Annotated in this window: 18 protein-coding genes and 2 pseudogenes; 14 read left to right on the top strand and 6 right to left on the bottom strand. The window is 68.5% G+C overall.

The annotated features are described in order from the left end of the window. Window positions 1-59: 59 nt before the first annotated feature. Window positions 60-809 (bottom strand): annotated as a pseudogene (locus PYR72_RS00810) (helicase associated domain-containing protein); the annotation flags it as partial. Window positions 810-1,575: 766 nt separating this feature from the next. Here PYR72_RS00810 and PYR72_RS00805 point away from each other — a divergent pair. Next, window positions 1,576-2,382, top strand: coding sequence for an IS5 family transposase (locus PYR72_RS00805; RefSeq protein WP_275453327.1), 807 nt, complete (start codon window positions 1,576-1,578; stop codon window positions 2,380-2,382). On the opposite strand, the gene PYR72_RS00800 is transcribed toward PYR72_RS00805, so the two are convergent. Next, window positions 2,300-2,830 (bottom strand): hypothetical protein, encoded by a 531-nt coding sequence (locus tag PYR72_RS00800; RefSeq protein WP_275460310.1) that lies wholly within the window; start codon window positions 2,828-2,830, stop codon window positions 2,300-2,302. The genes PYR72_RS00805 and PYR72_RS00800 overlap by 83 nt on opposite strands. A gap of 860 nt (window positions 2,831-3,690) precedes the next feature. Between PYR72_RS00800 and PYR72_RS00795 the strand changes: the two genes are divergently transcribed. From PYR72_RS00795 to PYR72_RS00750, 10 genes and pseudogenes are all read left to right on the top strand, one after another. Further along, entirely contained in the window at window positions 3,691-6,561 is a 2,871-nt protein-coding gene (locus PYR72_RS00795; protein WP_275453326.1) for a CRISPR-associated endonuclease Cas3'', read from the top strand. Between the two features lie 303 nt (window positions 6,562-6,864). Continuing rightward, a complete protein-coding gene (casA, locus tag PYR72_RS00790; protein ID WP_275453325.1) occupies window positions 6,865-8,403 on the top strand; it encodes a type I-E CRISPR-associated protein Cse1/CasA in 1,539 nt (512 codons plus the stop codon). Further along, window positions 8,403-9,047 carry a type I-E CRISPR-associated protein Cse2/CasB gene (gene casB / locus PYR72_RS00785; protein ID WP_275453324.1) on the top strand — a complete coding sequence of 215 codons (645 nt, stop codon included), beginning with the start codon at window positions 8,403-8,405 and terminating at the stop codon, window positions 9,045-9,047. Before casA ends, casB begins: the two co-directional genes overlap by 1 nt. A gap of 259 nt (window positions 9,048-9,306) precedes the next feature. Then, a complete protein-coding gene (gene cas7e, locus PYR72_RS00780; protein WP_275453323.1) occupies window positions 9,307-10,470 on the top strand; it encodes a type I-E CRISPR-associated protein Cas7/Cse4/CasC in 1,164 nt (387 codons plus the stop codon). Then, complete coding sequence (gene cas5e, locus PYR72_RS00775; RefSeq protein ID WP_275453322.1) at window positions 10,467-11,276, top strand: type I-E CRISPR-associated protein Cas5/CasD; 810 nt, start codon at window positions 10,467-10,469, stop codon at window positions 11,274-11,276. Before cas7e ends, cas5e begins: the two co-directional genes overlap by 4 nt. Further along, window positions 11,273-11,911 carry a type I-E CRISPR-associated protein Cas6/Cse3/CasE gene (cas6e, locus tag PYR72_RS00770; protein ID WP_275453321.1) on the top strand — a complete coding sequence of 213 codons (639 nt, stop codon included), beginning with the start codon at window positions 11,273-11,275 and terminating at the stop codon, window positions 11,909-11,911. The genes cas5e and cas6e overlap by 4 nt, the downstream gene beginning before the upstream one ends. 24 nt (window positions 11,912-11,935) lie before the next feature. Beyond that, complete coding sequence (locus PYR72_RS00765) at window positions 11,936-13,495, top strand: Mu transposase C-terminal domain-containing protein (RefSeq protein ID WP_275453320.1); 1,560 nt, start codon at window positions 11,936-11,938, stop codon at window positions 13,493-13,495. Further along, on the top strand, window positions 13,492-14,301 hold the full coding sequence (locus PYR72_RS00760) for an ATP-binding protein (RefSeq protein ID WP_275453319.1): 810 nt from the start codon (window positions 13,492-13,494) through the stop codon (window positions 14,299-14,301). Before PYR72_RS00765 ends, PYR72_RS00760 begins: the two co-directional genes overlap by 4 nt. A gap of 200 nt (window positions 14,302-14,501) precedes the next feature. Beyond that, window positions 14,502-14,909, top strand: a pseudogene (locus PYR72_RS00755) (ATP-binding protein); the annotation flags it as partial. Between the two features lie 169 nt (window positions 14,910-15,078). After that, window positions 15,079-15,765: a Clp protease N-terminal domain-containing protein gene (locus tag PYR72_RS00750; RefSeq protein WP_275453318.1), complete on the top strand. Its 687-nt coding sequence runs from the start codon at window positions 15,079-15,081 to the stop codon at window positions 15,763-15,765. A 497-nt stretch (window positions 15,766-16,262) separates the two neighbouring features. Here PYR72_RS00750 and PYR72_RS00745 read toward each other — a convergent pair whose 3' ends face one another. Next, on the bottom strand, window positions 16,263-18,530 hold the full coding sequence (locus PYR72_RS00745) for a tetratricopeptide repeat protein (protein ID WP_275453317.1): 2,268 nt from the start codon (window positions 18,528-18,530) through the stop codon (window positions 16,263-16,265). A gap of 969 nt (window positions 18,531-19,499) precedes the next feature. Here PYR72_RS00745 and PYR72_RS00740 point away from each other — a divergent pair. Beyond that, entirely contained in the window at window positions 19,500-19,997 is a 498-nt protein-coding gene (locus PYR72_RS00740) for a lamin tail domain-containing protein (protein ID WP_275453316.1), read from the top strand. A 746-nt stretch (window positions 19,998-20,743) separates the two neighbouring features. After that, window positions 20,744-21,823 (top strand): response regulator, encoded by a 1,080-nt coding sequence (locus tag PYR72_RS00735; protein ID WP_275453315.1) that lies wholly within the window; start codon window positions 20,744-20,746, stop codon window positions 21,821-21,823. A 71-nt stretch (window positions 21,824-21,894) separates the two neighbouring features. Here PYR72_RS00735 and PYR72_RS00730 read toward each other — a convergent pair whose 3' ends face one another. From PYR72_RS00730 to PYR72_RS00720, 3 genes are all read right to left on the bottom strand, one after another. Continuing rightward, window positions 21,895-22,443 carry a hypothetical protein gene (locus PYR72_RS00730; protein ID WP_275453314.1) on the bottom strand — a complete coding sequence of 183 codons (549 nt, stop codon included), beginning with the start codon at window positions 22,441-22,443 and terminating at the stop codon, window positions 21,895-21,897. Next, entirely contained in the window at window positions 22,440-23,243 is an 804-nt protein-coding gene (locus tag PYR72_RS00725; protein WP_343245507.1) for a DUF6083 domain-containing protein, read from the bottom strand. The genes PYR72_RS00730 and PYR72_RS00725 overlap by 4 nt, the downstream gene beginning before the upstream one ends. Window positions 23,244-23,479: 236 nt before the next feature. Further along, window positions 23,480-23,743, bottom strand: coding sequence for a helix-turn-helix transcriptional regulator (locus PYR72_RS00720; protein WP_119581876.1), 264 nt, complete (start codon window positions 23,741-23,743; stop codon window positions 23,480-23,482). Between the two features lie 632 nt (window positions 23,744-24,375). Between PYR72_RS00720 and PYR72_RS42905 the strand changes: the two genes are divergently transcribed. Next, the gene (locus tag PYR72_RS42905) at window positions 24,376-24,927 is read left to right on the top strand and encodes a hypothetical protein (protein ID WP_343245506.1); all 552 of its coding nucleotides are present in this window, start codon (window positions 24,376-24,378) and stop codon (window positions 24,925-24,927) included. Window positions 24,928-25,251 lie beyond the last annotated feature (324 nt).

Genomic DNA, 25,251 nt, shown 5'->3' with positions numbered 1-25,251 from the left:
ACGGCGCCCGAAGAAGAAGTAGGTGGGTGGGCTCCACCACAGGAGCCCACCCACCCGGCTTATACCCAGTCGATGCCGAGCTTCGCGAGCGCGGCCAGCTGGTCGACGTCCAGCCGGTCCCTCCTCGATTTGGTGTTCGAGACCCACACGCCCAGTTTCACAGTCACCGGCGCGACCTCGCCGTGGACCGTGATCTCTTCGCTGTGGCCCCTTGGCACCGGCCGGTCCGCGCCTTCCCGCTCCACCCACTGCGTGAGTGCCGCCAGGTCGCGTTGGAACGCCTGCTGCGCCTTGCTCGGGCCCTTCGAACGCGAGGCCGTCAGGGCGGGAGAGGGCGCCTCAAGCGGCTTCATGCCCAGCCTGGTCAGCCGTTCCTGCTGCTCGGGCAGGAGCCGCGCCCAGATGGCCGGCTGGGCCTGCTGCTGGAGCCATCGTCCGATGTCGTCGTCGTCCATGAGTACGCCGGGTGCGATGTCGGGCAGTTGGCCGTCGGCGTCGACGAGGTCGGCGAGGACGCGGTAGTGGCGCTGCCAGTTCAACGACCAGGGGCAGTCCCAGTCGGTCGATCGCCGTCAGCTGCTCCGTGCGGTCCGCCGCGCGCTTCGGGTCCTTCCCGAGCCCCCCTTCCGGCGGAGGTTGGCCATGTGCTGCCCGATGGGCACCATCGCCTCGCCCTCGCCCCACAGCTGGTCCTGGCGTGGGGCGAGGTGCCCGGTGGCCCGCCGGTAGGAGCGGAGCGCGGCGAGCTTGGTCTCCCACGCTTCCTGGCCTGGCTCCCAGACCATCCCGGCCTCGGGCGCGTCCAGGAGATTCAGCGGCCGGGGCCATTCTGCTCGTGCAGGTTCCGCAACGTGGCAGTACCGTCCTGGACGGGAAGTCTGGGTCACTCCCGCTTGTCGACGCCGCTACCGGAATGTCGGGCGTGTTGTACGCCCGGATGGCGCGTCATTCCCGCTCGCGCGGGCTCTACTCCATCGTCAGCTTCAAGACGCAGTCGCTGGCCGCGTCACTCCCGCTCGTGCGGGCACTACGTCGAGGAGGTCAACGGCATCACGCGGGTCGACGCGTCACTCCCGCTCGCGCGGGCTTCAACTTCCCCCCAACTCAGGTGGACTTGCTACCGGCCGGTTACTCCTGCTTGTGTCGGCTCTGCAACGCGGCGGTCACCGTCCTGGATAGGAAGTCTGGGCCACTCCCGCTCGCGCGGGCTCTCCAGGAACGTGCGTGGCCGTTCGGTCAGGGCGGTCGGGTCACTCCTGCTCGCGCAGGCTCGACGGGGAGGTGTTCCCGGTGGGGTCTCGGCTTCACTGGCTGTTCTCTATCCGCTCAGGTGGTCGGCAGGGTTCGAACAGGGGCCTGGTTCGGGTGAGTCGGTCGGTGCGGGTGCATGGAAGAAGGGCCTCTTGGTAGCTCGCGGATGTCGAGTCCAGCGAGGATCAAGAGGCCCTGTTGTCGAAGTGTCGCGTGGTCATGGTTGCCGGGTCCAGTCCGTCCACTCGTGGGTGTGACTGTCTCGCCCACAGGTTCGGGAACGCGGCTGACCGGCCGGGGCGCCGGCCCCGGTACGGCTCGGACATGAGCGATGCCGAGTGGGCGGTGGTGAAAGATCTACTGCCGGTTCCGGGCTGGCTAGCGGGCCGAGGCGGACGGCCGGAGGGGTTCTGCCACCGACAGATGATCGACGCGGTGCGCTATCTCGTCGACAACGGCATCAAGTGGCGGGCGATGCCGTCCGACTTTCCGCCGTGGCCGCGGGTCTATGCCTTCTTCGCCCGCTGGCGGGACACCGGGCTGGTGGGCGAACTGCATGATCGCCTGCACCAGGCCGTTCGCCAGGCCGAAGGCCGTGGCCCGGAGCCGAGTGGGGCGGTGATGGACTCGCAGTCGGTGAAGGCGGACGCCACCGTCGCCCACATCTCACGCGGGTTCGACGCGGGCAAGAAGATCAATGGACGCAAGCGGCACCTGCTCACCGACACGCTCGGGCTCCTCCTGGCCGTGCTGGTCACGCCGGCGTCCGTGACCGACCGGGACGGCGCCCGGACCCTTCTGCCGACGGCAGCCGGCCGCTTCAGGCGGCTGGCACGGGTCTGGGCCGACGGCGGCTACACCGGCCACCTCACCGACTGGACCAGCCGGCACCTGGGGATCGTCCTCGACATCGTCCGCCGAGGCGAAGACGTCCGCGGCTTCCAGCCACTGCCCCGCCGCTGGGTCGTCGAGCGGTCCTTCGCCTGGTTTCTGCGCAGTCGGCGCCTGGTCCGGGACTACGAACGCCGCACCGACACGAGCGAAGCAGTCATCCGCTGGTCGATGATCGCCCTGATGAACCGCCGCCTGGCCGCGCAGTCTCATCAGTCCGCCGTCCTGCCGGCAGGGTGAATCTTCCGGGCTTCACCTCCACCAGCCAGCCTCGTTCCACCAGCCTCTTCAGCCGTGCTCGTGCACCCTCGACCCGTGAGGCGGAGGCGCTGTCCCAACCCAGCACCACGGCCGCCCGCCGGGCACCCAGCCCGTCCGCGCCGACCTGCGCCGCAGCCTCCATCACCGCCTGGTAGTCCACCGACAGGTCCTCGAGGCCGGCCGCGTTCTGGCGATGCGGCACCGCACGGCGCGGTCCCACCGACTTCCTTCTCGGCAGACCGACAGTCATCTCGGCAGGCTGTTCTTCTTCGGCCAGCGCTTCCAGAAACTGCTCGAGGCCGATCGCCCGGCGTCTGAGGACTTCTTCGGCGTCCGCCAAGTCCACCCGCACCCGCTCAAGTTCGGCTTCGAGCTCCTCCACCCGCACAGCTGCGGCCTTCCGCCGCGCTTCCAGAACCGCCCGCATCGACGGCATCCGCCCTCCACAGCAACTCGATCAGCAATGACTCGAGGCTCCCGCGGCAGCCGCAATCTCATGCCTGACCAGCAGAATCCGCACACGGGGTTCGGAAAGAGAACGACCTCTCAGAGGCCACTCCAGACCAGCGCGAGCAGTGCCCCTGCGTCTGAACACAGAGGACCAGGAGACCGACCTACTCCGCTTGCGCGGACTCTACTATCGGCCGGAGTCGCTGGTGTGGCTGTCCACCTCAACCCCCACGACGTCCGCCAGATCGAGTCACTCCCGCTCGCGCGGGCTCTACTCAGCCCTTCCGCCCTGGCCGAGGTCGAAGTACACGTCATTCCCGCTCGCGCAGGACCTACCCCAACGTCGAAGTGAACTTGGAGTATATGGCCGAGTCACTCCCGCTTGCGCGGACTGTGCAACCCGGTTTGGCCGACGGAGTGGCAGCGGCACGGGTCATTCCCGCTCGCGCGGGCTCTACGACTACTGGGAGCACTTCGACAACACGTGAGGCGCGTCATCCCCGCTCGCGCGGACTCTACCCGGCGGGGAAGAAGGTCGTGTTCACCGACGACGAGTCATTCCCGCTCGCGCGGACTCTACGGATTCAGCACAACTGGCCCTCCTGCCACCGGCCGAGTCATCCCCGCTCGCGCGGACTCTACCCTTCTTGACCTGGGAACTCTGGGGCGCTTTGCCAGTCGTTTGCTCGCGGCCGGTCAGGGAAATGATGTCACATCAGAGGTTGCGCCCGTACGAGATGCACGGGTGGAGGGTGGATTTTAGCGGGCGCGGGGCTGAGCGCTTTGCTTTTGCGTGATCATGTTGTTGTGGGTTCCGGGCGGCGGCAGCGTGTGGGGATGGGAGCTGTTGAGGACGCCCGGTACGACGGTGTTGATCGTCGGCCCTGCGGGAAGTTCGATCGTGCGACGCGGAGGGTGTATTCGCTGCTGTTCCACTTGGTCGATGTGGGTGCGGTGGCCGGGGTGCTGTGGGACCGGTTCCTGACCCCGAGCCAACGTAAGGTCATCAGTGCCGGGCTCAACGTCTCGCAGGAGCATGCGCGTTCGCTGGTCTCTTTCCTGGCTGCCATGCATGACATCGGAAAGCTGATTCCGAGTTGGCAGTCCTTTGAGCCCTCAGTCCGCATACGGCTGGGGGAGGACCTGCTGGCAGACATGGGTCCGGTGGTGCACGTGCCGCACGCGCGCGCGTCGATGCATGCGGGACTGCATCTGCTGGGCGAGCTGGGATTCGCCGTCGGCGGTAACGACAGTCCCGCTGTCCGTGCCGCTCAGTGTCTGGGCGGGCACCACGGCAGGTTCCTGCAGCTCGACGTGGACGGGGCAGCATCCGCCCGCCGGGTGCAGGCCACCCTGGGCGGGCCTGTGTGGCAGGACCTGCGCCGCCGCTATACCCGGCTGTTGTGGCACCTGTTCGGTGTCGACGAGGCCCCGGATCGGGTGTCGGTCGAGGCCGCGGTGCTGATCACGGGTCTGGCGATGGTTGCCGACCGGGTCGCGAGCCAGCTCCGGTACTGGGCGCCCAACGCGGACACTCCGTCCTTCGGGGCTGCCGAGCACTACAGTCACGCCCGCAGGCAGGCCGAGGAGGAGGTCGAGCGTCTCGGTCTTCCACGCTTCGCATTGGACCGGGTCCCGTTCACCACCGCCCACCCGGGGCTTGAGGAACCCAACGCTCTTCAGGCCTCCGTGATGGAGGAGTTGCCGCGGCTGGTCGCAGAGCGGGGGAGTGGCATCGCGGTGGTCACGGATGCCATGGGGGCGGGAAAGAGCGTGACCGCCCTGGAGATGGCTCGAATCTTCAACGAGCACTGCGGCACTCAGGGGGTGATGTGGCTGCTCCCGGCCACGGCCGCCGCCGACCAGGCCTACGAGGTCCTGGACCGGTACGTGCGCGCCCACCGGCCCGAGTACGCCCCCGTGACGCTGGTGCACCACCACAGCGACCTCAACGAGGCCTACACCGGCCGAAGCCTGTCCCCAGCGGACATGTCCATCCTGGACGGACCACCCGACAACCCGTTCACCGACGACCCGGACGATCTTGCCGCCGGCGACGAGACGGAGTCCGGCCCGGGCACCGCCGGCCCTGACCGATGGCTGCGCGGAAGGGACAACGCGCTCCTGGCCCAGTACACCGTCTCCACCACCGACCAGGCACAGATGGCTGTCCTGCCCGTCCGCTACAGCGCGCTGCGCATGCTGGCCCTGTCGGGCAAGACCGTCGTGGTCGACGAAGCCCACGCGCTGGACCCGTTCAGCCAGCTCCAGTTGCTGCGGCTGCTGCACTGGCTGGGAGCCCTGAACTGCCCGGTTGTCCTGCTTTCGGCGACGATGCCTGCGTCCACCGCCACGGAACTGGTACGGGCCTACCTGGCCGGAGCCGGCCAAACTGGTCTCCACGGTGCCTCGTTCGCCCCCCGCTACCCTGGGTGGCTCTTCGCGGACGCGGCAACCGCCACCGCCCACCGCATGTCCGAACCGGCCCAGGAACGGCAAAGAGCCGCCCAGCGCAGGACCGCTCACATCCGCATCCGCCCGGTCACTTACCGGCGCCTCGAACAGTCCGGCCGCACCGTCGACCCGGGGGAGCGCCTGGCCGTGATCGCCGACACGCTCCAGCCGGTGACCGGACACGGCGGATGCGCAGCCGTGGTGTGCGCGACCGTCGCCGACGCGCAGGACACCTACCAGTACCTGCGCCGCACATGGACCGGCCCACCGCACGACCTGGTCCTCGTCCACGCCCGGCTCCGGGGGTGGCGACGGCAGAGCACACTGCGAGACCTCCGGACCCGGCTGGGGCCCACCGGCCCGCGCCCGGCACGCCTCGTCTTCGTCACCACCAGCCTCCTCGACATGAGCCTGGACCTTGATGTCGACCTGATGGTCAGCGATCTTGCTTCTCTGGCACGCCTGCTGCAGCGTCTGGGCCGCCTGGGCCGCTTCACCCGTCTGTGGGCCGGGCAAGACCGCCGCCCCGCCTGGTGGGACCGTGACAACAGCCCGACGCTGACGGTGCTGAACCCGGTCAACTCGCTCGGCGCGACCGCTCTGCCGCCCGGATGGGGCACGGTCGAGCCCGCCGTCACCCTCCACGAAACCGCCCGGCTCCTCCTCACCCTGAAGAAGGAACCCCTCGTCGTACCCGACGATGTCCAGGCCTTCGTCGAACAGGTCCACGGTGTCACCTCCGGTTTCGCGGCGGAAACGACGCATCTGCAGCAGATGGCAGCCACCCACCAGACCCGCACCAGTCGTCAGCAGCAGCTCAGCGCGATCCACCTGGTGCCCCCGGCGACACGCATCTCTTCCCTGGCCGACCTGCACCGTCAGCACCTCACCACCGCCCAGGCGGCCACCCGGCCCGGCATCCTGCCCCGCCGCCTGCTGCCCTGCTACCGCAGCCTCGAAGGCACCCTGACCCTCGACGCAGCCGGCCTTCTCCCGCTCCCGGACCAGGAACACCTCAGCGGGCGCCACCTGCGCAGCATCCTGGAACACACACTGCCCGTCCCGGCCGCCTGGGTCACCCGCGCTTCCGACCGGCATCAGCCGCCCGAAAGCTGGAAGCAGCATCCCCTTCTCGCCGACACCGTGCTGCTACCCACTGATTCTTCAACACGGGAGAGTGAACAGCGTTTCGGCCATCACTGGCTCCGCATGGACGAAGAACTCGGCCTCCTGCACCGCAAAGACCATCAATGATCACTGCACGTAATACTCAGGGCTGAAAGCATTACGCCACCCTTCGGTAGTCGGATTTTCTCACCGGTCGCGAAGCGCTGTGGCGACATGATTCGCTGTGCCGCACACCACCGAACGCCCGGTCGTACATCGCACACGGTTCTGCCCCACAAGGGCGCTGCGATCTCCCCTGCACGGCGCCGGCCGAGCCCGGCCCGGCCGCCGCGTTGCCCCGCAACAGCAAATCACCCGAGAACATGCCCCGGTCCCGGTGGCCCGCACTCCACCTCCTCGCGTTCCTCTCTCTTTCCGGAAGACACCCTCTTGTCCTCGTTATCCCCGCCCGCCACGTTCAGTGCAGCCGACAGTCCCTGGATCGACGTCCGCTCCGGTCACCAGTACGGCCAAGTGGGCCTGCGGGCCCTGTTCCTGGACGCCCACCGCATCGACGATCTCGCCTTGCCTCACCCGCCGGCAGCCTCAGCACTGCTGCGGGTCGCGATCGCCATCACCGCCCGGATCACCGGCCTGGACGACCCTGAACTCACAGCCTCCCAGTGGAACGCCCTGCGCCGCCGCTGCCTGGTCCGGGGCAGCTTCGACCCGGACGCCGTCCACGCCTACTTCGACCAGCACAGCTGGAACGTCTTCGACCCGGAACGGCCCTGGCTGCAGGACCCCTCGCTGCGCACCCAGTGCCCCCACAGCACCGGCATCAACGTCTTCGTGCCCGGGCGCCCCGCCGGCAACAACCTGGCCTGGTTCAGCCCGCACAGCCACCACACCGCCGAACCCGTTCCCACTGCCGAGGCCCTGCAGATCCTGCTCATCCACCACTACTACGGGCGTTCCGGCAAAGGCACCCCCCGCACTCTGGACGGTGCCACCAGCATGAAGCAGACCAGCGGGCCCCTGCGCTCCAGCGTCTCCTTCCACCCCCTGGGCCGCACCCTGCACGAAACGCTCCTCACCGGTGTCCCCGCCTTCACCGGCGACGAGCAGCCACCCGGCGCCGACGCCTGCCCGTGGGAAGAACCCGCCCCGCCCGAACCGCAGGCCCCGCCCCGCCCGCCGACCTGGCCCGGCCGCCAACTGACCGGACAGAACCGCCACGCGATCCTCCTCGTGCCGGGCCAGGACGGCACCACCGTCACCGACGCCTACATCACCTGGGCCACCCAGCAGCCCAAACAGATCACCACTGACCCCTACCTCGCCTACCGCTTCATCCCCGAACGCAAGAACGTCGCCCGGCGCCGCACCATCCACCGCGCCGACGCGTCCCGCGCATGGTGGCGCGACCTGGAGACACTGCTCCTGGCACCGGATGAACACGGCACGCACCGCCGGCCGGCCATCTTCGACACCCTCAACGACCTTCCCGAACCTGTGCGGCGCAGCCTGCGGATCCGCGTCCACGGATTCGACCAGGACGGCAGCAAGGCCATCGACCGGCAGTGGTACACCGCCCTCACCCCGCCCCTGCTGAACTGGACCCAGGAACACGACCCGGTCAAAGCCCAGCGCATCGCCGAGTGCTGCCGGGAGGCCGAACACGCAGCGCACCGGCTGGCGACCGTCGCCAAACAGGCATGGGACACCGTCACCCGCAGCCGCACCACGCAGCCCCCCTGGGCGGGCAAGGCTCTGACCCGGTACTGGCCGAAAGCCGAGACTGCGTTCTGGCAGCTTCTGGACGAGCCCGGCACCGAGGCACCCACCGCCTTCGCGGCCGCAGCCGCAGCCGCCCTGCGCGAGGTCACCGAAGCCGCCCGGATCCGTCACACCTCCGCGGGCCGCGCCGTGGCCCATGCCGTAAGGGACCTCTACCGCCAGTCCTCAGCACCCCGGAAGGCTGCCTGATGCCCACCGCAGCCGAACACCGCGCCTCCTGCGACGCGTTCGTCGCCCACATCCACCTCCTCTGCACCGAGCCCGGCGTCCGCGTCCGCCTCAGCCGGGGAAGGGGCCGGCCCGTCGAGGAATGCGCCCCCATGGACCGCTACCTGGCCCGGCGCACCGCACACCGCGCCGGGCGCCGCGCCTACTACACCGTCGCAAGCCTCATCGCGACAGCCGGGCCCCAGGCCCACACCCCGGGCGTGCGCCCCGACCCGGACGACGACGCCGGCCTCGTGACCCTGGGAGACGATCCCGGAGCCCGCCTCGTCGCCCCCGTCGAACCAGCCCCCGCACCATCGCCGCCGGATCCGGCGGCCTGGTTCGCCAGGCCGAACTTCGGCGCCACCCTCGCCACCGCCGTACACCGAGCCGGCCACGGAGCGGTGCGCACCGAGGATCTCCTGAGCGTCCTGACCCGCCTCAGCGACGACCAGTTGCACCGCCGCCTGCCCGCACCTGTCACACAGCTGCTGAAGGACGGCATCACCCCCGACTGGGGTGTCCTCCTCCACGACCTGGTGCAACGCCCCCACCAGCGTGACCAGGTCGGATTGCGCTGGCGCGACGCCTTCTACCTCGCCACCCCCGAACCCCGGCGCTCCTGACCCCTCCCGCACCAACCGGCCCCGCCCCTCCCTGCCGACGCTCCCCATCGGGACACCACCCCGGTGCGCCGCCACGGCGACCCATGCCCCGGAACCGCCCGGTGCCCCCTGGCCCCGCCTGACCGCCCAGGCCGCCCGACCGCCCGGACCGGCCGGCGGTACACAGACCGATCCCGGCCCTTCACACAGCCCACGGCACCCCGTACCCCGCGGGCCGTATCAGCGCCATGCCCGTCACCCCAGTGAAAGAAGCACACCCATGTACACCCCGGCACGATTTCTCGACCTGCACGTCCTCCACCCCGTGACCGCGGCGAACCTCAACCGCGACGCCGACGGCGACCCCAAGACCATCTCCTTCGGGAACGCGATCCGGGCCCTCGTCTCGCCCCAGGCATGGAAGCGCCCCATCCGCCTCAACGTCGAACAGGACCTGGACGAGCACGCCGCCCGCACCCGCATGGTGCCGCCTCTCGTCGCCCGGAAACTGCAGGAAGCCCAGTGGCCCGAGGACCTCGCCACGTTCGCCTCGGCGCAGATCGTCCACTCGGCCAAGAAGGGCGGCCTGAAGCACAACGAGAAGGAGGGCTACCGCACCCAGGCCATGCTCTACCTCCCCACGGACGTCATCGACGACATTGTCGCCCTGTGCGAAAAGCGCCGCACCGAACTCGAAGAAGCTTTCGCGGACCACACCCCGAAGAAGAAGATCGACGCGGTCCTGCCCGCCAAAGACCTCGCCGCGCACCTCACTCGCCGCACTGCGAGCATCAACCTGTTCGGGCGGATGCTCGCCGAGCTGTCCGCCGGTCACGTCGAAGCAGCCGTACAGATGGCCCCCGCCTTCTCCGTGCACCAAAGTGATCCGCAGCCAGACTTCTTCACCGCGGTGGAAGACCTGCCCCAGGACGGAGACCCTGGCAGCGCCCATCTCCAGACCGCGTTCCTGACCACCAGCCTCTTCTACCGCTTCGCGACCATCAACATCACCGACCTCCACCACAACCTCGGATCCGGTGCCCCCGCCGACACGGTCAACAACCTCGTCGAGCTCTTCGTCCGGCACTTCATCCTGAGCATGCCGGGCGGCAAGAAGACGTCCACCGCACCGCACACCGTCCCCGACCTCGTTCACTACGCCGTCCGCGACCGCCGCTCCGTGTCCTACGGTGCCGCCTTCGAACAGCCAGTCAAAGCCGCCCCCCAAGGCGGCTACACCGCCCCCGCCCGCCAGACGCTCACCGACTACGCCGCCACCATTACCCGCCTGCTCGGCACCCGCCACCTCGTCGCCCACGGACATACCGGGACCTCCGCCAAGCCCATCAAGGACCTCGGCACCCACCACACGTCCTTCGACGACCTCGCCGCCGCCTGCGCCACCGCCGCGACCGCTGCTCCGGCCTCCGCAGGTCGGCCGTGACCGGCCTTGTCCTGCGCCTGGCAGGCATGCTGCAGTCCTCCGGCGAACGCGGCGTCTTCCATTACCGCGACACGTGCGCCTTCCCCACCCGCTCTTCACTCATCGGCATGTTCGCCGCGGCCCAGGGCCGCCCCCGAGAACACGCCCTCGACCCCTACCCCCACCTGCGGGCGCCGGGCGACACCACCTCCCCGAGCCACCGCGACCTGACCCTCACCATCCGCGTCGACCAGCCCGGCACCCTATACCGCGACTTCCACACTGTCGGCGGCGGCCACCCCAAAGACCAGAGCCTCCTCACCGGTGACGGCACCCGGCGCAAGCTCTCCGCCTCCACGCTCGTCTCCCACCGCGACTATCTCACCGGCGCCGTCTTCACCGTCGCCGTCGAAGGACCCGAACTCCTCATCAGCCACATCGCCGAAACCCTCGAACGGCCCCGCTTCGGACTGTTCCTCGGCCGCCGCGTCTGCCTGCCCGACGAACCCCTCGTCCTCAACGCTGGCACCCCCGACTCCGTCGACGAACTCCTCACCCGCACCCCCCTCACCCGTAACCCGCCCCCCGGCTCCACCGACACCCAGGTGCCCACCACGTTCGTCTGGGAACACCCGCCCCCCGGCGCCGACCCCGCCACCCCGCCCGACCGCGAAAGCACCAGCGAACCCACCAACCTCACCCGCCATGCCCGACGCCACCTGCCACGCCCCCTGTGGATGACTACCGAGCTCCTGCCCGTCCACCTCTGCACAGGACCCCGACCGATCGACGCCCTCACCACGTACGTGCACGGAGAACCCGCATGACCAGCCTCACCCGCATCACCATCGACCCCCACCACCCAGCGGCCAGAGCCGACCTCGCCGACGTCAACAGCCTCCACAAGACCCTCATGCGCCTGGTCCCCGACCACACCGGCCCCACCCCCCGGGCCACAGCCGGCCTGCTCTTCCGCACAGAAACCGGACCCACTCTTCTCGTGCAAACCGCCCACACACCCGACCTCACCGTTCTGCCCACCAGCTACGGCACAGCACGCACCCTCGACCTCACCCCCCTGCTGAACTCCCTCACCCCCGGGCGCACCATGCGCTACCGCATCACCGCAGCCCCCACCACCGCACTCTCCGCAGGCAACCCCAACCCCCACCCCGTCACCGGGAAACGCCGCGGCAAAATCACCCACCTCACCGGCGACGACGCCATCGCCTGGTGGCAACGCCGCGCCACAGACGCCGGACTCGAACCCGTCACCATCTCCTCCATCCCCAGGCCCTTCCCCCGCACCCACCTCGCACGCTCGGCCCCCTACTTCAAGCTGACCCAGTTCGACGGCTTCGCCTGCATCACCGACACCGGCCTCCTCACCCACGCACTGAAGAACGGCATCGGCAGGGCAAAGACCTACGGAGCTGGCCTTCTCTCACTCGTCCCCGCCTGACCCCAAGCAGAAAACACATCCGTCATGCCACAAATCCCTGACCAGAACGCCCTGCGCGCTGCCGCCATGCACCGCCTCTACACCCTCGAGCAGTCAGAACGGCTCACCCGCTCCCGGCTCATCGGTGTTGCCGACGCCTTCGGCGTCGACCCCCGCACCGTCGACCGCTGGCTCGCCAACGCCCGCGCCAACAACGGCACCTACCAACCCCAAGGCCGCCCCTGCTTTGTCCTCACCCCGCTCATGCTCGACGCGGTGGCCCGCTGGCGCGGCAACGCCACCGCCGCATGGAGGGAACTACGCGCCGACGGCCACCCCGTCCCCTCCCTGCCCACCTTCCACCGCGCCGTGAACAGAGCCCTCACACCCGGAATACGCGCCGGCCTCCGCGGCGGCGAAAAGGCCCGCCGACGCTATGACGTGTCCGGTGAACGCGACCGCCACCACCGCAACTACGCATGGGAAACCGACCACGTCGAAGCCAGCGTCAAAGTCCGCATCGACGGCCACATCCGCAAACCATGGATCACCTTCTTCATCGACGCCGCCGTCTCAGCCATCTGCGGCCTCGCCATCACCCCGCAACGCCCCAGCCGCGAAGCCGTCCTGGTCGCCATCCGCGATGCCGTCCTCATCGACGAACACCACGGGCCGTTCGGCGGCATCCCTCAGTACGTGCGCGTCGACGGCGGCAGAGAATTCCTGTGCGCCACAGTCAAGGAAGCACTCGGCGTCCTGGGATCCGAAATCATCGCCCTGCCCCCCTTCAGCCCCGAAGGCAAAGGCAACGTCGAAGCAGTCAACGGAGCCATCAAAAAGACACTGTTCGCCGGCATGCCCGGCTACACCCACGCACCCACCCTCCTCGGCGGAAAACCCGTCGACCCCGACCAGCCACTGCTCCACTTCGAAGCATTCGTCGGCCAGGTCCTCGAATGGGTCCACCACTGGAACCACGAGAACACCCCCAGGAGCCTGAAAGGCCTGACCCCCCGCCAAGCCTGGGATGCCGACCCCGCACTCATCGACACCGTCACCGCCGAAGACCTCCACACCTACACCCTCGAACGCCACGGCAAGCCCCTGACCATCAACAACGGTGGTGTCCGCTGGCACAAACGCAACTACATCGCCGACTGGATGCACGGCCGCGTCGGCGAAAAGGTAGACCTGCGCTACCTCCCCCACCACGACCACCGCGTCGAACTCTACGACCCGCAAACCGGCCGCCACCTCGGCGCCGCCGTCATGGCCGGACAAGCGACCCGTGAACAGACACTCATCCTCAAACGAGCCCGGCGACGCGAAGCCGACCGCCTACGCGCCCAGCTGAAGAAGGCCGAGAAGAACCGCAACACCCGCTACGCCGCCGCAACCCGCCCTGCCCCGCCCGCGCCCCTGGACGTGATGCCCGAGGAAGAAGCCATCGAGCACCTGCGGGCCCTCGACGGCTTCGACCCGGCATCAGAGGCACTACCCGACCTCATCCAACTGCCCGAACCAGACGCCGAATGGACCCTCCCCCTCAACCCCAACACACCACCTTCACCCCAGCCGCCGACACCCCCCGAGGACCAGACGTGAGCACCCCCACCACCTCGCCCCGCCCCAGCCAGCTCCCCCCACCCAGCCAGGACCACTACCTGGGTCTCACCGGAGCCAACGCCATGGCCACCAAAGCCGTAGCCGAAACCGAAGCCCGCATCCTCAAGGCCATCAAGCACAACGCCATGGTCTGCATCCACGGACACGTCGGCCTCGGCAAAACCTTCGCCGTCCACACCGTCCTACGCCGCCGCGCCCCCGAAACCACCGTCCGGCTGCGCTACAACAACGGCGCCAACATGAACGAAATCCGAACCCAACTCTGGCGCCGCCTCGACCTGCCGGGAGAACCACCGCAGTCCGTCGGCCCCTGCGACCAGCAGATCCAAGACGCACTCGAAGCAGAACCACGCGTCCTGCTCATCGATGAAGTGCAAGGACTCGGGACGAAGGCACTGGAATACTTCCGCAACCTGTGGGGCGACGACGCCCGCCGAGCAGCCATCATCTTCGTCGGCAGCGGCAACGCCCGGCAGAAGATTCTCAACAACCCGGCCCTGCACTCCCGAATCCTCGACTGGTACCAGTTCAGCCCCCTCACACCGACCGAAGTCCAGGCCATCATCCCCGCCTACCAGCAGACCTGGGCTGGTACGCAACCCGAACTGATCCTCTACGCCGATGACATGGCTGGCCACGGATCGTTCCGGAACTGGGCAAGAATCACCGTCCTCCTCCACGACGCACTTGAGGAGAACCCCGACCTCGCCCTCAGCAAGGACCTCATCCGCTGGGTACTCAGCCGCATCGACCCCACCACCCGCCACACCCCACAACGCAGCTGACCGCACCGCCCTCAGCGGGAGTGTCATGAATTTACAGACCCGCTGTCGTCGGTCAAGGAACCGAGCTGCAGCAGCTCCTCGACGGTACAGCCGCGCCGCTGCGCGATCGCACGGAAGGCGTCCTGCTCACGGTGTAAGGACAGAGCCCGGTCGGCCACCGTCTGCCGGATGTACTCATTGGCGGAGAGATTCAGAGCGGCAGCATGGGCACCGAGGCGGCGATGGCCGGCTTCCGGGTGAAGTACATCCTGGCGACGAAGCTCGTGAACGAGCTGGTCGAGGCCGCGGACGAGAAGCAGCTGACCAAGACCATCGCCCGCTACGGGCGCGTCGATCTTTTGTGCATTGACGAGCTGGGCTACATGAAACTCGACCGTCACGGCGCCGAGTTGCTGTTCCAGGTGTTGACGGAACGGGAGGAGAACAAGGCCATCGCCATCGCCTCCAACGAGTCCTTCGGCGGCTGGACCAGGACCTTCACCGATCCCAGGCTCTGCACCGCGATCGTCGACCGGCTCACCTGCAACGGCACGATCATCGAGACCGGCACCGACTCCTACCACCTCGCCCACACCCGGAGCAAAGCCGAGCAGACAGCAGCTACCTGACAGATGTCCTGCCTCTGTGATGTCCGGCAGTCGCGGAGCTCTCCGGACAAGTGAGCTGCGCATCGAGCGATCCATAGAAGCTGCCGAGTTCAGGGGGCGATCGTCGCCCACCATCAGCGCGAGGCAAGTACGCCTTGACAATTCTAAATTGTCAAGGCGTACTTGCCTCATGGCTCTCCCGGACCTGGACGATCTCATCGCGGAAGTTGACCAGCGCTGCGACACCGCGCACCGCAGCCCCGGCGGACAAGAACAGCCCGACTGGCTCGCTCTGCTCACCGTCGCCGCCCAACTCGCAGGCCAGATGCAGGCGCTGGCAGACGACCTGGTCGAGGACTACGTCGAGCACTGCCGGATGCACGGCTCCTCATGGACCGACATCGGCACCGCCCTGGGCGTGACCCGACAGGCGGTCCAGCAGCGTTTCCATGCGCCGCACAAGCGCTACAGCCCCGACACAATGACCGACGACCTCCGACAGGCGATGGTCCACGTCAAGCAAGCAGCGGTGCACCACCGCAACAACTACATCGGCACCGAGCACCTGCTCTGGGGACTGACCTCGGAGGACAACAGCGCCACCCGTCTCCTGCAAGCCGCCGGGCTCTCGCCGGAAACGGTCCACCGATCCGTCGGCACCAGGCTGAGCATGGGAGCTTCCCAGGCGGCCGAGCGCATCGCCTGGACGCCCTATTCCCGCAAGGCCATCGCCATCGCCGAGGCACGCTCCCAGCAGAACGGCTCCGACCACATCGACTGCGACGACCTGCTGATCGGCCTCGCCCAGGTCGGCCGCGGAGTCGCCTCCGACGTCCTGACCACGGCCGGCTTCGACTCGGCCGCTCTCGAAGCCTGAGCACCACAGCCCCGGCGAGCACAACCCGCCAGACTGCGAGAACGCGGCTCTCTGCCCGGACTTGGGCGAGACACACCGACGAATCCCGTCTCATCAAGTCCGGGCACCGCAGGTCAATGCGGCATGATGCCCGGACTTATCGGAGACAGGACAACGGACCGCGGTGTTGCTGAAACTCATCGACACTTCCGGCACTGAGCTCGCCCAGCTGTTGCTAGAACTCACCGACAGGTGTTGCTGCCCTTCATCGGCATACTCAGGGGCTCAACTCGCCTGAATTTGCCCATGATCCGAGCCGTGGCCTGGTCGAACATCGCCTGCCAGCGGGCAGGGTCTACGCTACGGCCTGCGGCCACCACACGATCTTCAGGAGTCCACACAACCCCCGATGATCACGCGGTGGCTACCCCTGTTCCCAACTGCGTCCGGGACAAGATCGCGAAGTGAGACTGGAATATCAGTCGGTGATTCGGGCGGCCTGCTCGTGCTGCGTGGCATCACAGACTTCGTCTGCCCCAGAGTGATGAGGTGATGCGGTGCCATGGCCCGCGTCTCTCGGCAGTGGGTAGCAGTGAGTGGGTGAGTTCGGTCAGTGCCGCGTTCACCTCGGCGTTCTCTGTGAGTCGCGCCGCCATCGCCGTTGCCTGTGTGTGGCGCTCGCGAGCTTCCGCGGTGCGCCCGACAGCGACGTAGGCGAGCCCGAGCCGCGCGACGGCCTCGCAAAGGGCATGTTCGTGTGCCCTGGGATCCTCTGCGGCCAACTGATCGAAAACATCCACGCCTTCCACGGCCCGCAGCACGGCATCCTCCGGTCGGCCGGCCTCCAATAGCTTCGCGCTGAGATGGATCAACAGGTCGGCAAAGTACCTCTGGAAGCCTCCCGGGGCCACCTGTGCCTGGCGTCTTCGGATCTCCATTGCTTCCTGAGCGGGGGCGACGGCCTCTGCGTGCCGGCCCAGGTCCGTGAGCGCAACGCTGAGGTTGTGCAGCGCTCCCGCCAGTTCCACATGCGGATGGACGGGGTCATCCCAGCGTCTCCATCGGCGTCCGATGGAGATCGCCTCCTCTGCGGCCGCCCGTCGCTTTTCCGGATCGGGCTCCAGGAAGCCGAGGTTTGCGAGGGAACGTCCCACCAGGGGTTCGGCGTCAGGTCGCTTCCGGGCGAGTTCCCGGTAGATCCTGATGGACTCCTGTGTCGCGGCGACAGCCTCCGCCCGCCGCCCGGCCCCGAACAGTGCCATGCCGAGAATGGTGTGGAGTCCACCCCTGTCGCTCGCCGTTCCGTGATCGTCGGCCACTGCCAACGCTGCCTCCGCCACGGCGGTTCCGTCGTCGAAGTAGCGCCACTGGAAGAGACGATGCACGAGATCAAAAGCGATGCGGACCACAACATTCGGGTGGCTCACTGCGAAGGTCTGGGCGACAGCGGTGAGGTTCGCGCGCTCGTCCTTGAGCCAGCTGAGCGCTTCACCGCGGCTGGCGAACCGCCGACGGCTATGCTCCTCCGGGGAGTCCACCAGGAGCGCGGTCGCGGCTTCGAACGTCATGGCATAGTGCTCCAGCAAGCGATCCGCCGCCTCCTCCCTAACCCTCGCGTCGTCATCCTCCGCCAGTTCCGCCGCGTAAAGCCGGATCAGGTCGTGCATCCGCCACCGCTCTGCGCCCACGGGCTGCTCGCTCAGCAAGGCCATGCGGGCGAGGTCCGCCAACAGGCCCCGGGCCGGGCGGCCGATCAGAGCTGCGGCCGTGTCCGTTGCGAGGTCTGGGCCCGGATTGATGGATAACAGACGGAAGAGCAGAGCCTGTGCGGGGTCCAGACGACGGTACGAGCCCTCGAACGCGGCCCGTACAGCGAGGGAGTGGCCGCCGTCGTCGTAGCTCAGGTGCTCCAGGCGGCCTTGGCTGTCTGCCAGTTCGGTCGCGAAAGCGGCGAGGGAGAGGCCCGGGTCGCCGGTGAGGCGGGCCGCGGCGATCTCCAGGGCGAGCGGAAGCCTGCCGCAATGTCGCACGACCTCGTCCAGCGCCTCAGGCTCGCGCGAAGGACGGGGGTCCTCAGGGCGCGCGCGGGTGAGGCTGTCGCTGATGAGTTCCCGGGCAGGGCCGGGCGCCAGTTCGTGCAGGCCGACTTGGCGCGCGGGGAGGGCCGCGAGGATGTCACGAGAGGTCACCACTAATCGGTGTTCGCGACGCGCGGGGATCAGGACGCTCACCTGCGCGGTCGTTGAGGCGTTGTCCGCCACCAGCAGCACGCGTCGGCCTTGGTCGGCCATGCGGGCCAGCTCTGAACGGTAGACGGCCGCCTGTTCGTCGGTCGTGGACGGCAGATCCTTGTCACGCACGCCGAGTGCCCGCAATAGCGCGGCAAGAGCCTGTCCGCCCGTGACCTGGCCCTCTGGATCGTAACCGCGCAGATTCACGAAGAGCACTCCGCCGGGGTACCAGTTGCGTACGATCGCCGCCTCGTGAGCAACATGAAGCGCCAATGCGGTCTTGCCGATGCCCGCAAGTCCGGACACGGCGGAGACCACGACGGCCGAAGGGCCCTGTCCTGCGGGATCAAGGAGCTCCAGCAGTTTCTCGGCCTCGGACGTGCGGCCGACGAGATGCGCCGGTGGGACCGGAAGCGCGGCCGTTGCCTGCGGTACCGGGCCTGTAGCCGTGGAGATGATGTTGTACTGGTCGCCGGCGAACTGCTGGATACGCCCTGCTCCTTGGGTGCGCGCGTGCTGTTCTGCGCGGTGGTCACGCCGTCTTTCTCTCGTCATCTGGCTACTGCCCACCGGTGCGCTGATCGCCGCCGATCTGCGTGATGCGCGCGGTGCCCGACGATTCGGCATGCTGCTCCAGGTCACCAGGTGCCCGTGAGACTGTGCCCCCTCGGCTTCCGCCGATCTGAGCCGTCCGTGAAGCGTCCCTCGCCGTCGCCCGCTGGACCACCCGGCCTCCTGTCCGCGTCTCGCGCCCGGCCCACCAGCCGAGCGGAGCCCCGACCGCTCCTGCGGCAACGGTGGCGAAGGCGGCGGCGACCGACCAGCGTTCGGCCTCACCGCGCGGCAGCCAGCCGGAGAAAACTGAGCCGGTCAGCCACAGTCCGACTCCGAAGGTCACGACCACCGCAGTCGCCGCCACTGCCCACCGCAACGTTCGCGCCACAGCGAACTCCCCTCGTGGTCCCGGTGATTCAAGTGTTCCAGGGCCCGGTCAACGTGGGAACACCGCGCAGGGGCCGCAGTACTCCACATACCTCACCCCCATACATGGCTCACCGAACCATCACCACATAGAACGCCGTCTAACATCGTTCGTTCATGAGTCTCCGTCGGTTCGCTGACGTGGACTCTGCGTTTGTGTGGCACTGTGATCTCCTCGTGGACCTGACCGGCTGGTAGCACACTCGAACCGCGCGGCAGATGATGCCCCCTGCCAAGACCAGCCGTGTGCGCCCATGCACTCCTTCGTCCATGGCATCAGCAGGCGCGAGGCATCCTGGGCACGGATCTCATCCTGCCCACCGCCGTTGGCGAAGCACCGAAGCAGGAGGCCGACCACGAAGCGGTCGAAGTCGCCTGCATCGCGGAGGCGCACACGGCGTGGCTGGCTGCGCCGGCACTCGTCGAACCGAACCAACCTCCGCCACTCGAATGGGTGACAGCTCTTTTGGTGTGCAACTGCCGCAGGCACTGAGCAGTCCTTCACATGCAGCACCCGTTCGTTCCACTGTTGAGGAGCATCTCTTGCGTAAGCGTTCCATCCAGGCCGTAGCCGTCACGGCTGGCACTGTTGCTGCCCTGGTTCCCGCCGTATCGGCACAGGCGGCCGAGTACAGCTCGGCGCTCAAGGTCCGCGGGGTCCAGTACGACGCACCCGGTAGGGACTCCAACGGCTGCTCCACCGGCAACACGGCCGCCGAGTACCTGACAGTGAAGAACTACTCCTCCACGGCGACCGTGAACCTCAAGGGCTACGTCGTCAAGGACGCCACCGGCAACCGCTTCACGTTCACGGGCAACCACTACCTGGAGCCCGGCGACTACGTGAAGCTGCGCGGCGGTCACGGCAGCGACTCCGACAAATACAACGTGGTCTATCGCGGCAACTGCAACTTCCTGTGGAACAACGACCGCGACACCATCTATCTGTACAAGCCCTCCGGCAGCCGGGCTGACGTCCACTCCTACACCAAGAGCGGATCCGACGGCGACGGTGACGGCTACATCCGCTACCACAACTGAGCCCAGCCGCAGCAGTTGAGGCTCCGACCCAGCCGCAGGTCGTCAGGGGCTGGGGGCACGTCCTGCCCGGATGTTTCTGCGTGCGGTGGTCGGGTGAGTGAACGGGGCTTGCGCGTTCCGACAGCCCCAGCGGCCTCTTGTGCTGGTCTCCGGCGACCTGAACCGGCCCCCCCCGGAACCGGTTTGTGCAGCCGGTCCCCGTGCTGCGGATATCGCTCGCTGCCCGGCGGTGCCCGGGCGGCGGTCACTTCACGGCTGTGTGACGGTGTTGCCGGAGCCGGCACCGTTGCACGGCAACATGAGGCAACGTTCTACCGGACCGGCCTCGTGACCAGCCGCTCTTCCTCGCTGCGGAGGCCGCGGGGTGTTGCAGCCGAACATCTGGCCGCGATTGTCCGCCGATCACGGTCTGCAACACCTTGCGGTTCCCTCATTCTGGACTTTCCCCCGCAATCCGTTGGGGGCAAGTCCCCTTCCGTTGCGGTGGGTTGGATGATCGGAGTTCGTGGTGGACCGCTCCTTGCTGTCGTTGAGATCGGCATTGGTGTTCCTGCTCGCTGTGCTCGCCGGCGCGGCAGCAGGTGCCCTCACGGCGTGGTCGGGGGAAGCAGCGCCGCGCAGTGTGCTCGCGGGTCTCGCCGTCGTGGGGATCTCCGTCCCTTTCTTCAACCGCCTCATCGCCCCTGACAGGCCCACGCACCCGCCGCTGGCTCCTGCTGGGGCCGGTGCCGGTGAGGAGGGAAGCGATGGCTGAGCTGCGGCCTCTGGGGGAGGACCTCAACGACGCCTCACGCGCGCTGGCCCTGGCCCTGCGGGAGTTGTTCGAGGGTCTGCAGGTGTCCGTCCGACGGTATGCCGCGCGCCGTCGAATCGACCCGGGTACCGTTTCGCGCTATCTCAACGGCACCCGGTTACCGCCGTGGCAGATGATCAACGACCTGTTCGCGGACGTTGCCGAACACCGGGGGACCGCAGTCACCACCGAGGCCATCGAACTCGTTCGAGGCCTGTACGGACTGGCTGTGGACGCCGCGTCCTCACCCAGACACGCCGTGCAGATCCTCGAGCAGCAACTCGCCGACGCCGACCACGTCTCCCGGCGGTCAAGCATCCGCGGCGACGTCCTGGGCGACGCGCTGCTGGACCGGACTCAGCGCATCGCCGACCTCGAGACACGGCTCAACCAGCTCGAGGCCGACCGCATCACGGAGCAGAAGCGGGCAGACGAATTTGCGGCGGCACACCCGGATATCTCGGGCCTCATCGCCGAGCGTGACGAGCTCCAGCAGGAAGTCGAACGCCTGCGGACGGACCTCAACAAGGCCCAGGCCCAGCGTGCCGCGGCGGAGGACCGCTGCGATCTGCTCGAACGCCAGCTCGACGCCGTCGAGCAGGCTGCTCCGGCGGCTGTACTGCCCGCGACGCCACAGGGCATGCCCAAGATCCTCGTCGTCGACGACCAGCCGGACAACCTGCTCGCGATGACCGCGGTCCTGTCCACACTCGACCAGGAACTCATCACCGTCTCCTCCGGCCGGGAAGCCCTCAAGGCTCTGCTGGACCACGACGACTTCGCGGTCATCATCATGGACGTGCAGATGCCGGAGATGGACGGCTACGAGACCTGCGCCCACATCAAACGCCGCCCCCGCACCCGCGACGTCCCGATCATCTTCCTGACCGCGATGGGCGTCGACGCGGAGCACTCGGCCCGCGGCTACGCCGCTGGCGCCGTCGATTACATCAGCAAGCCCTTCGACCCATGGGCTCTGCGTGCCAAGGTCGCCGTGTTCACCTCCATCTACCTGGAACGGTACGCGCAGTAGCCCAGGGCTGGCTGATCACCGGCACCTGGTGATGAACCCCGGCGGTGGCCTGCCAACGGCGGGCCCCCGGGTCAGGGGCCGGTGGTGGCGACGTGAGCGCCGAGACGGTCTTCCCGGTGAGTGCAGGTTGCGAGCAACTCCATTAGCTGATCAAGACGTTGACGACGAGTAGCACTCAAGGCATTGCACCTCAATGAGATTTGTGGCGCAGGCGTCGTTTCAGCCTGTGCTTGTTGTGCGCGAAGGCGCTGCTGCTCCTGTTCGGCGAGGGCCGCGGTCACGCGCCGGCTGAGGAACTCCCCGGGCCGCTGGCCCCGGCAGGCCGCGGCCTTCCGGATGGCGGCATCATCGCTGCGGCTGAATGCGATATTGAGCTGCACCTGCCCTTTGCAGTCCGGGTAGTGCGTGCTCAGGACGTCGATGGGCAGCCGTGAGTCCAGGCGGCGCCGCAGTCTGTGCAGGGCGCGGCTGGGGCTGCGGGCGTCCTGCACGGCCATCAGCCGGGTGCGGTCGGCATTCGCGGCCAGCGGTACGGCCCGCCGGGCGCGCTTGAGTTCACCGGGGGAGAGGGGCCGGGTCAGGAGGATCTCGACGGCATGGTGTCGCGTCACGGGTGTCACGGCCGGGCCACCTTCCGCGTGCGGCCCGAGGGCCCGGGGCGGCTGCGGGTGGGCAGCCGGGTGTGGATGTGCTCACGGTGCAGGAGGGGGTCGAAGGACTCCCAGTCCGGCACCGTCAGGTCGGGTGCCGTGGTCGTGGCCGCGTGCTGGGGGCAGTGCTGGGCGCGCCAGCGCAGCTGCTCGGCGTAGGAAAGAGCGCTGAGGTCGTAGACGGCCATCACGTCGGCGGGCAGCGCCAGCTGGCCGGTGGCAGAGGTGGCGGGCATCAAGGTCCAGGTGCCGGCCGGGATGTTGGGGGCGAGGACCGGGCGGGTACAGCGGCCGCGGCGCCGGGTCAGGGCCACGCACTGGATGTCCTCCACCGGGCCGGCGGCGAGATAGCGGACGTACAGCAACTGCACCACAGGCCGGACCGGGCGGCACACCGCTCGCCGCGCCGCTGTCCCGTCCGGCGGGGCGGCGGGCGGGACGAAGGTGCCGGCGTCGATCAGGCGCCGGGTGTTCACCGCGAGCGCTCTGCGCAGCGCTCCCAGCCCGGCTGCCGCGGGGGCGTCCCGGGCGGGGCAGAGCAGGGCGTGCGGGATGCGGCACCAGCTGCTGCCGTCCCCGGCCGGGTGGGCGATGCCGGAACTGACGTGCCAGCGGCAGTCGGCAGGTACCCGGGCGGCGGGCAGTTCGCGCGGGTGCAGACGGACCATCCGCGGGCCGCTGCGGTGGTACCACTCGATCCGGTTGCCGCACTCACGGCAACGGCCGTGCTGGCCGCAGCGCAGCAGCCGGGTGGTGCCGCATGGATTCACCCGCAAAGAACGATGCACTGGGACGGCGACGGGGCTGCCGTCCCAGTGCCGGGCAGAAGACGAATGAGTGGAGCGCATACGCGTGAACCTGCCACCCAACACGCCGCACGCGCGGAACTGGCGCCGCCACGTCGCCCGGTCGGCCCTCTATGAGGCTACGGGTGTGCGAACAGGCGCCTGAACGTTCGGTTCGCCGTCGCTGCATCAGGTGATCCGCGGCAGCCCTTGGGCAGCCGTCAGCCGTCGGCGGGGCCGGGAAGATCGTGGTCGTGGCACAGCGTGCCGAAGAGCTGCTCGAACGGAGTCCCCAGGGCGTGCGCGAGGGCGTGCCAGGTCTTCAGGGTGCCGATGGTGCGGCCCTGCTCGATCTCGATGACCGTGCGCCTGGCCAGGCCACTGCGGGCGGCGAGCTCGTCATACGTCCACCCGCGCACCGCCCGCAGGCGCGCGAGCTCCAGCCGCAGCGCGTTGAGGTCCGGATCGGGCGGCAAGATCGTCACCCGACCATCCGACGGTGCAGACCCCTGCCCTGTCAGTGCAGACCTCTGCCCTATTTGCCCAGGTGGCAGCGACAAACTGAAGGGCAGAGGTCTGCACTACGGTGTCCGCCGCCGCCCCTTCCCGGACGGACACCAGCGGAGGCACCGACAAGGAGGGCCACCCGCCCATGAGGCTGCGCGCACCATGCCCCACGACCCCACGCACCTGGACCGTGGAGCTGCGCCCACACACCGGCGGACTCGTTCTCACCTGCCGGCAGTGCCCCCGCGACGCCAGCCCCATCCCCGCCGTATCCGCCCGCGCGGCCGTCCTCGCCCACCTCGCACGCCACGCCCGCAGCGACACCCTCCCGCCCCACCTGAGGACCTGCCAGTGCCACGAACGCGGCTGCCACTGGCACCGCCGCCACCGCGGCTGCGCCGGCCCCATCCGCCTGCTCCTCGCCTGCGAACACGGCGGCCGCGTATGGCGACTCACCGACACCTGCACCGCCTGCGCCGCAGCGACCGCCCACGCCGCCGTCGTACCGGACACCGCCCTGCCCGCACCCCGACAGACGCCAGCCACCCTCCGCCCTCGCCGCCGACGGCAGCGGCGCAGCGAGCCGGACAGGCAAACCAGAGTGCGGGACATGCTCAGCTATCTGGCTGCCGCGCTCCCGGCCGGAACCTCGCCCGCCACCCGGCTTATCGCCCTGCAGTGCGCCTTGCGCATAAGCGCCAGCATGCAGGTCAGCCTTCCCGCGGGCCTGCTGCGCAGCCTCCGGCTCGGCTCCGACCCGACCCCCTGGCAGGAACTGGAACAAGCGCGATGGCTGCGCCGGATCCCCGACCGCGCCACCGGCAAAATCGTTGCCTTACTACTGGACGCCGCGCTGCTCGGCCAGGCGCCCACCCGCACCGACCGCTGTCACGCAGCCGACTGGGCGCTGCGCGCCAGTTGCCGGGATCAGGCAGGGGCACTCGGTCCGCTCCCGCAAGTAGTAATGGTCTATCTCGCGGCACACACCCATTCTGAAACCGGCCACGGACTGAATGAAGCCGACCGGACAGCCCACGAGTGCGGTATCCAACTCGAGGAACTGCCCCACGTACTCCAGCAGATGACGGCAGCAGGGCTGCTGAACGCGTGGCGGATTTCCGCCGATACGGAAGACCTTCACTGGGTCCTGCCGCCTCCGTAGTGACGGGCACTTTGCAGCTGCCTGCTGCCCCCTTGCACGGATGAGGATGGCTCCCTCGGCGCGGACGGGATCAGTCGATAGCCGAGGCGGGAGTGTCGGAACTGGCCTTGTGCAGCGAGACGCTGTGCGTGCTCGGGGCACTCAATGGCGCGACAGCAGACCAGACAAGCCGGCCCGGGTGAATCTGGGCGCGTCTGGCTGCTCCACCAGATGAAAGTGATGACGAACGAGTTCTGGCCGTATCAGTGACCGGAGGCAGACCGCTGCCCCGCATACACCGGATCACCCCCACGGCGCTCCGTCTCCTGCCACAGCCCTCCCGTC

This window comes from Streptomyces sp. VNUA24, assembly GCF_029167005.1.
Classification (GTDB): Bacteria; Actinomycetota; Actinomycetes; order Streptomycetales; family Streptomycetaceae; genus Streptomyces; species Streptomyces scabiei.
Note: the sequence above shows the minus strand (reverse complement) of the source record. Positions and strands in the feature narration are given on the sequence as shown.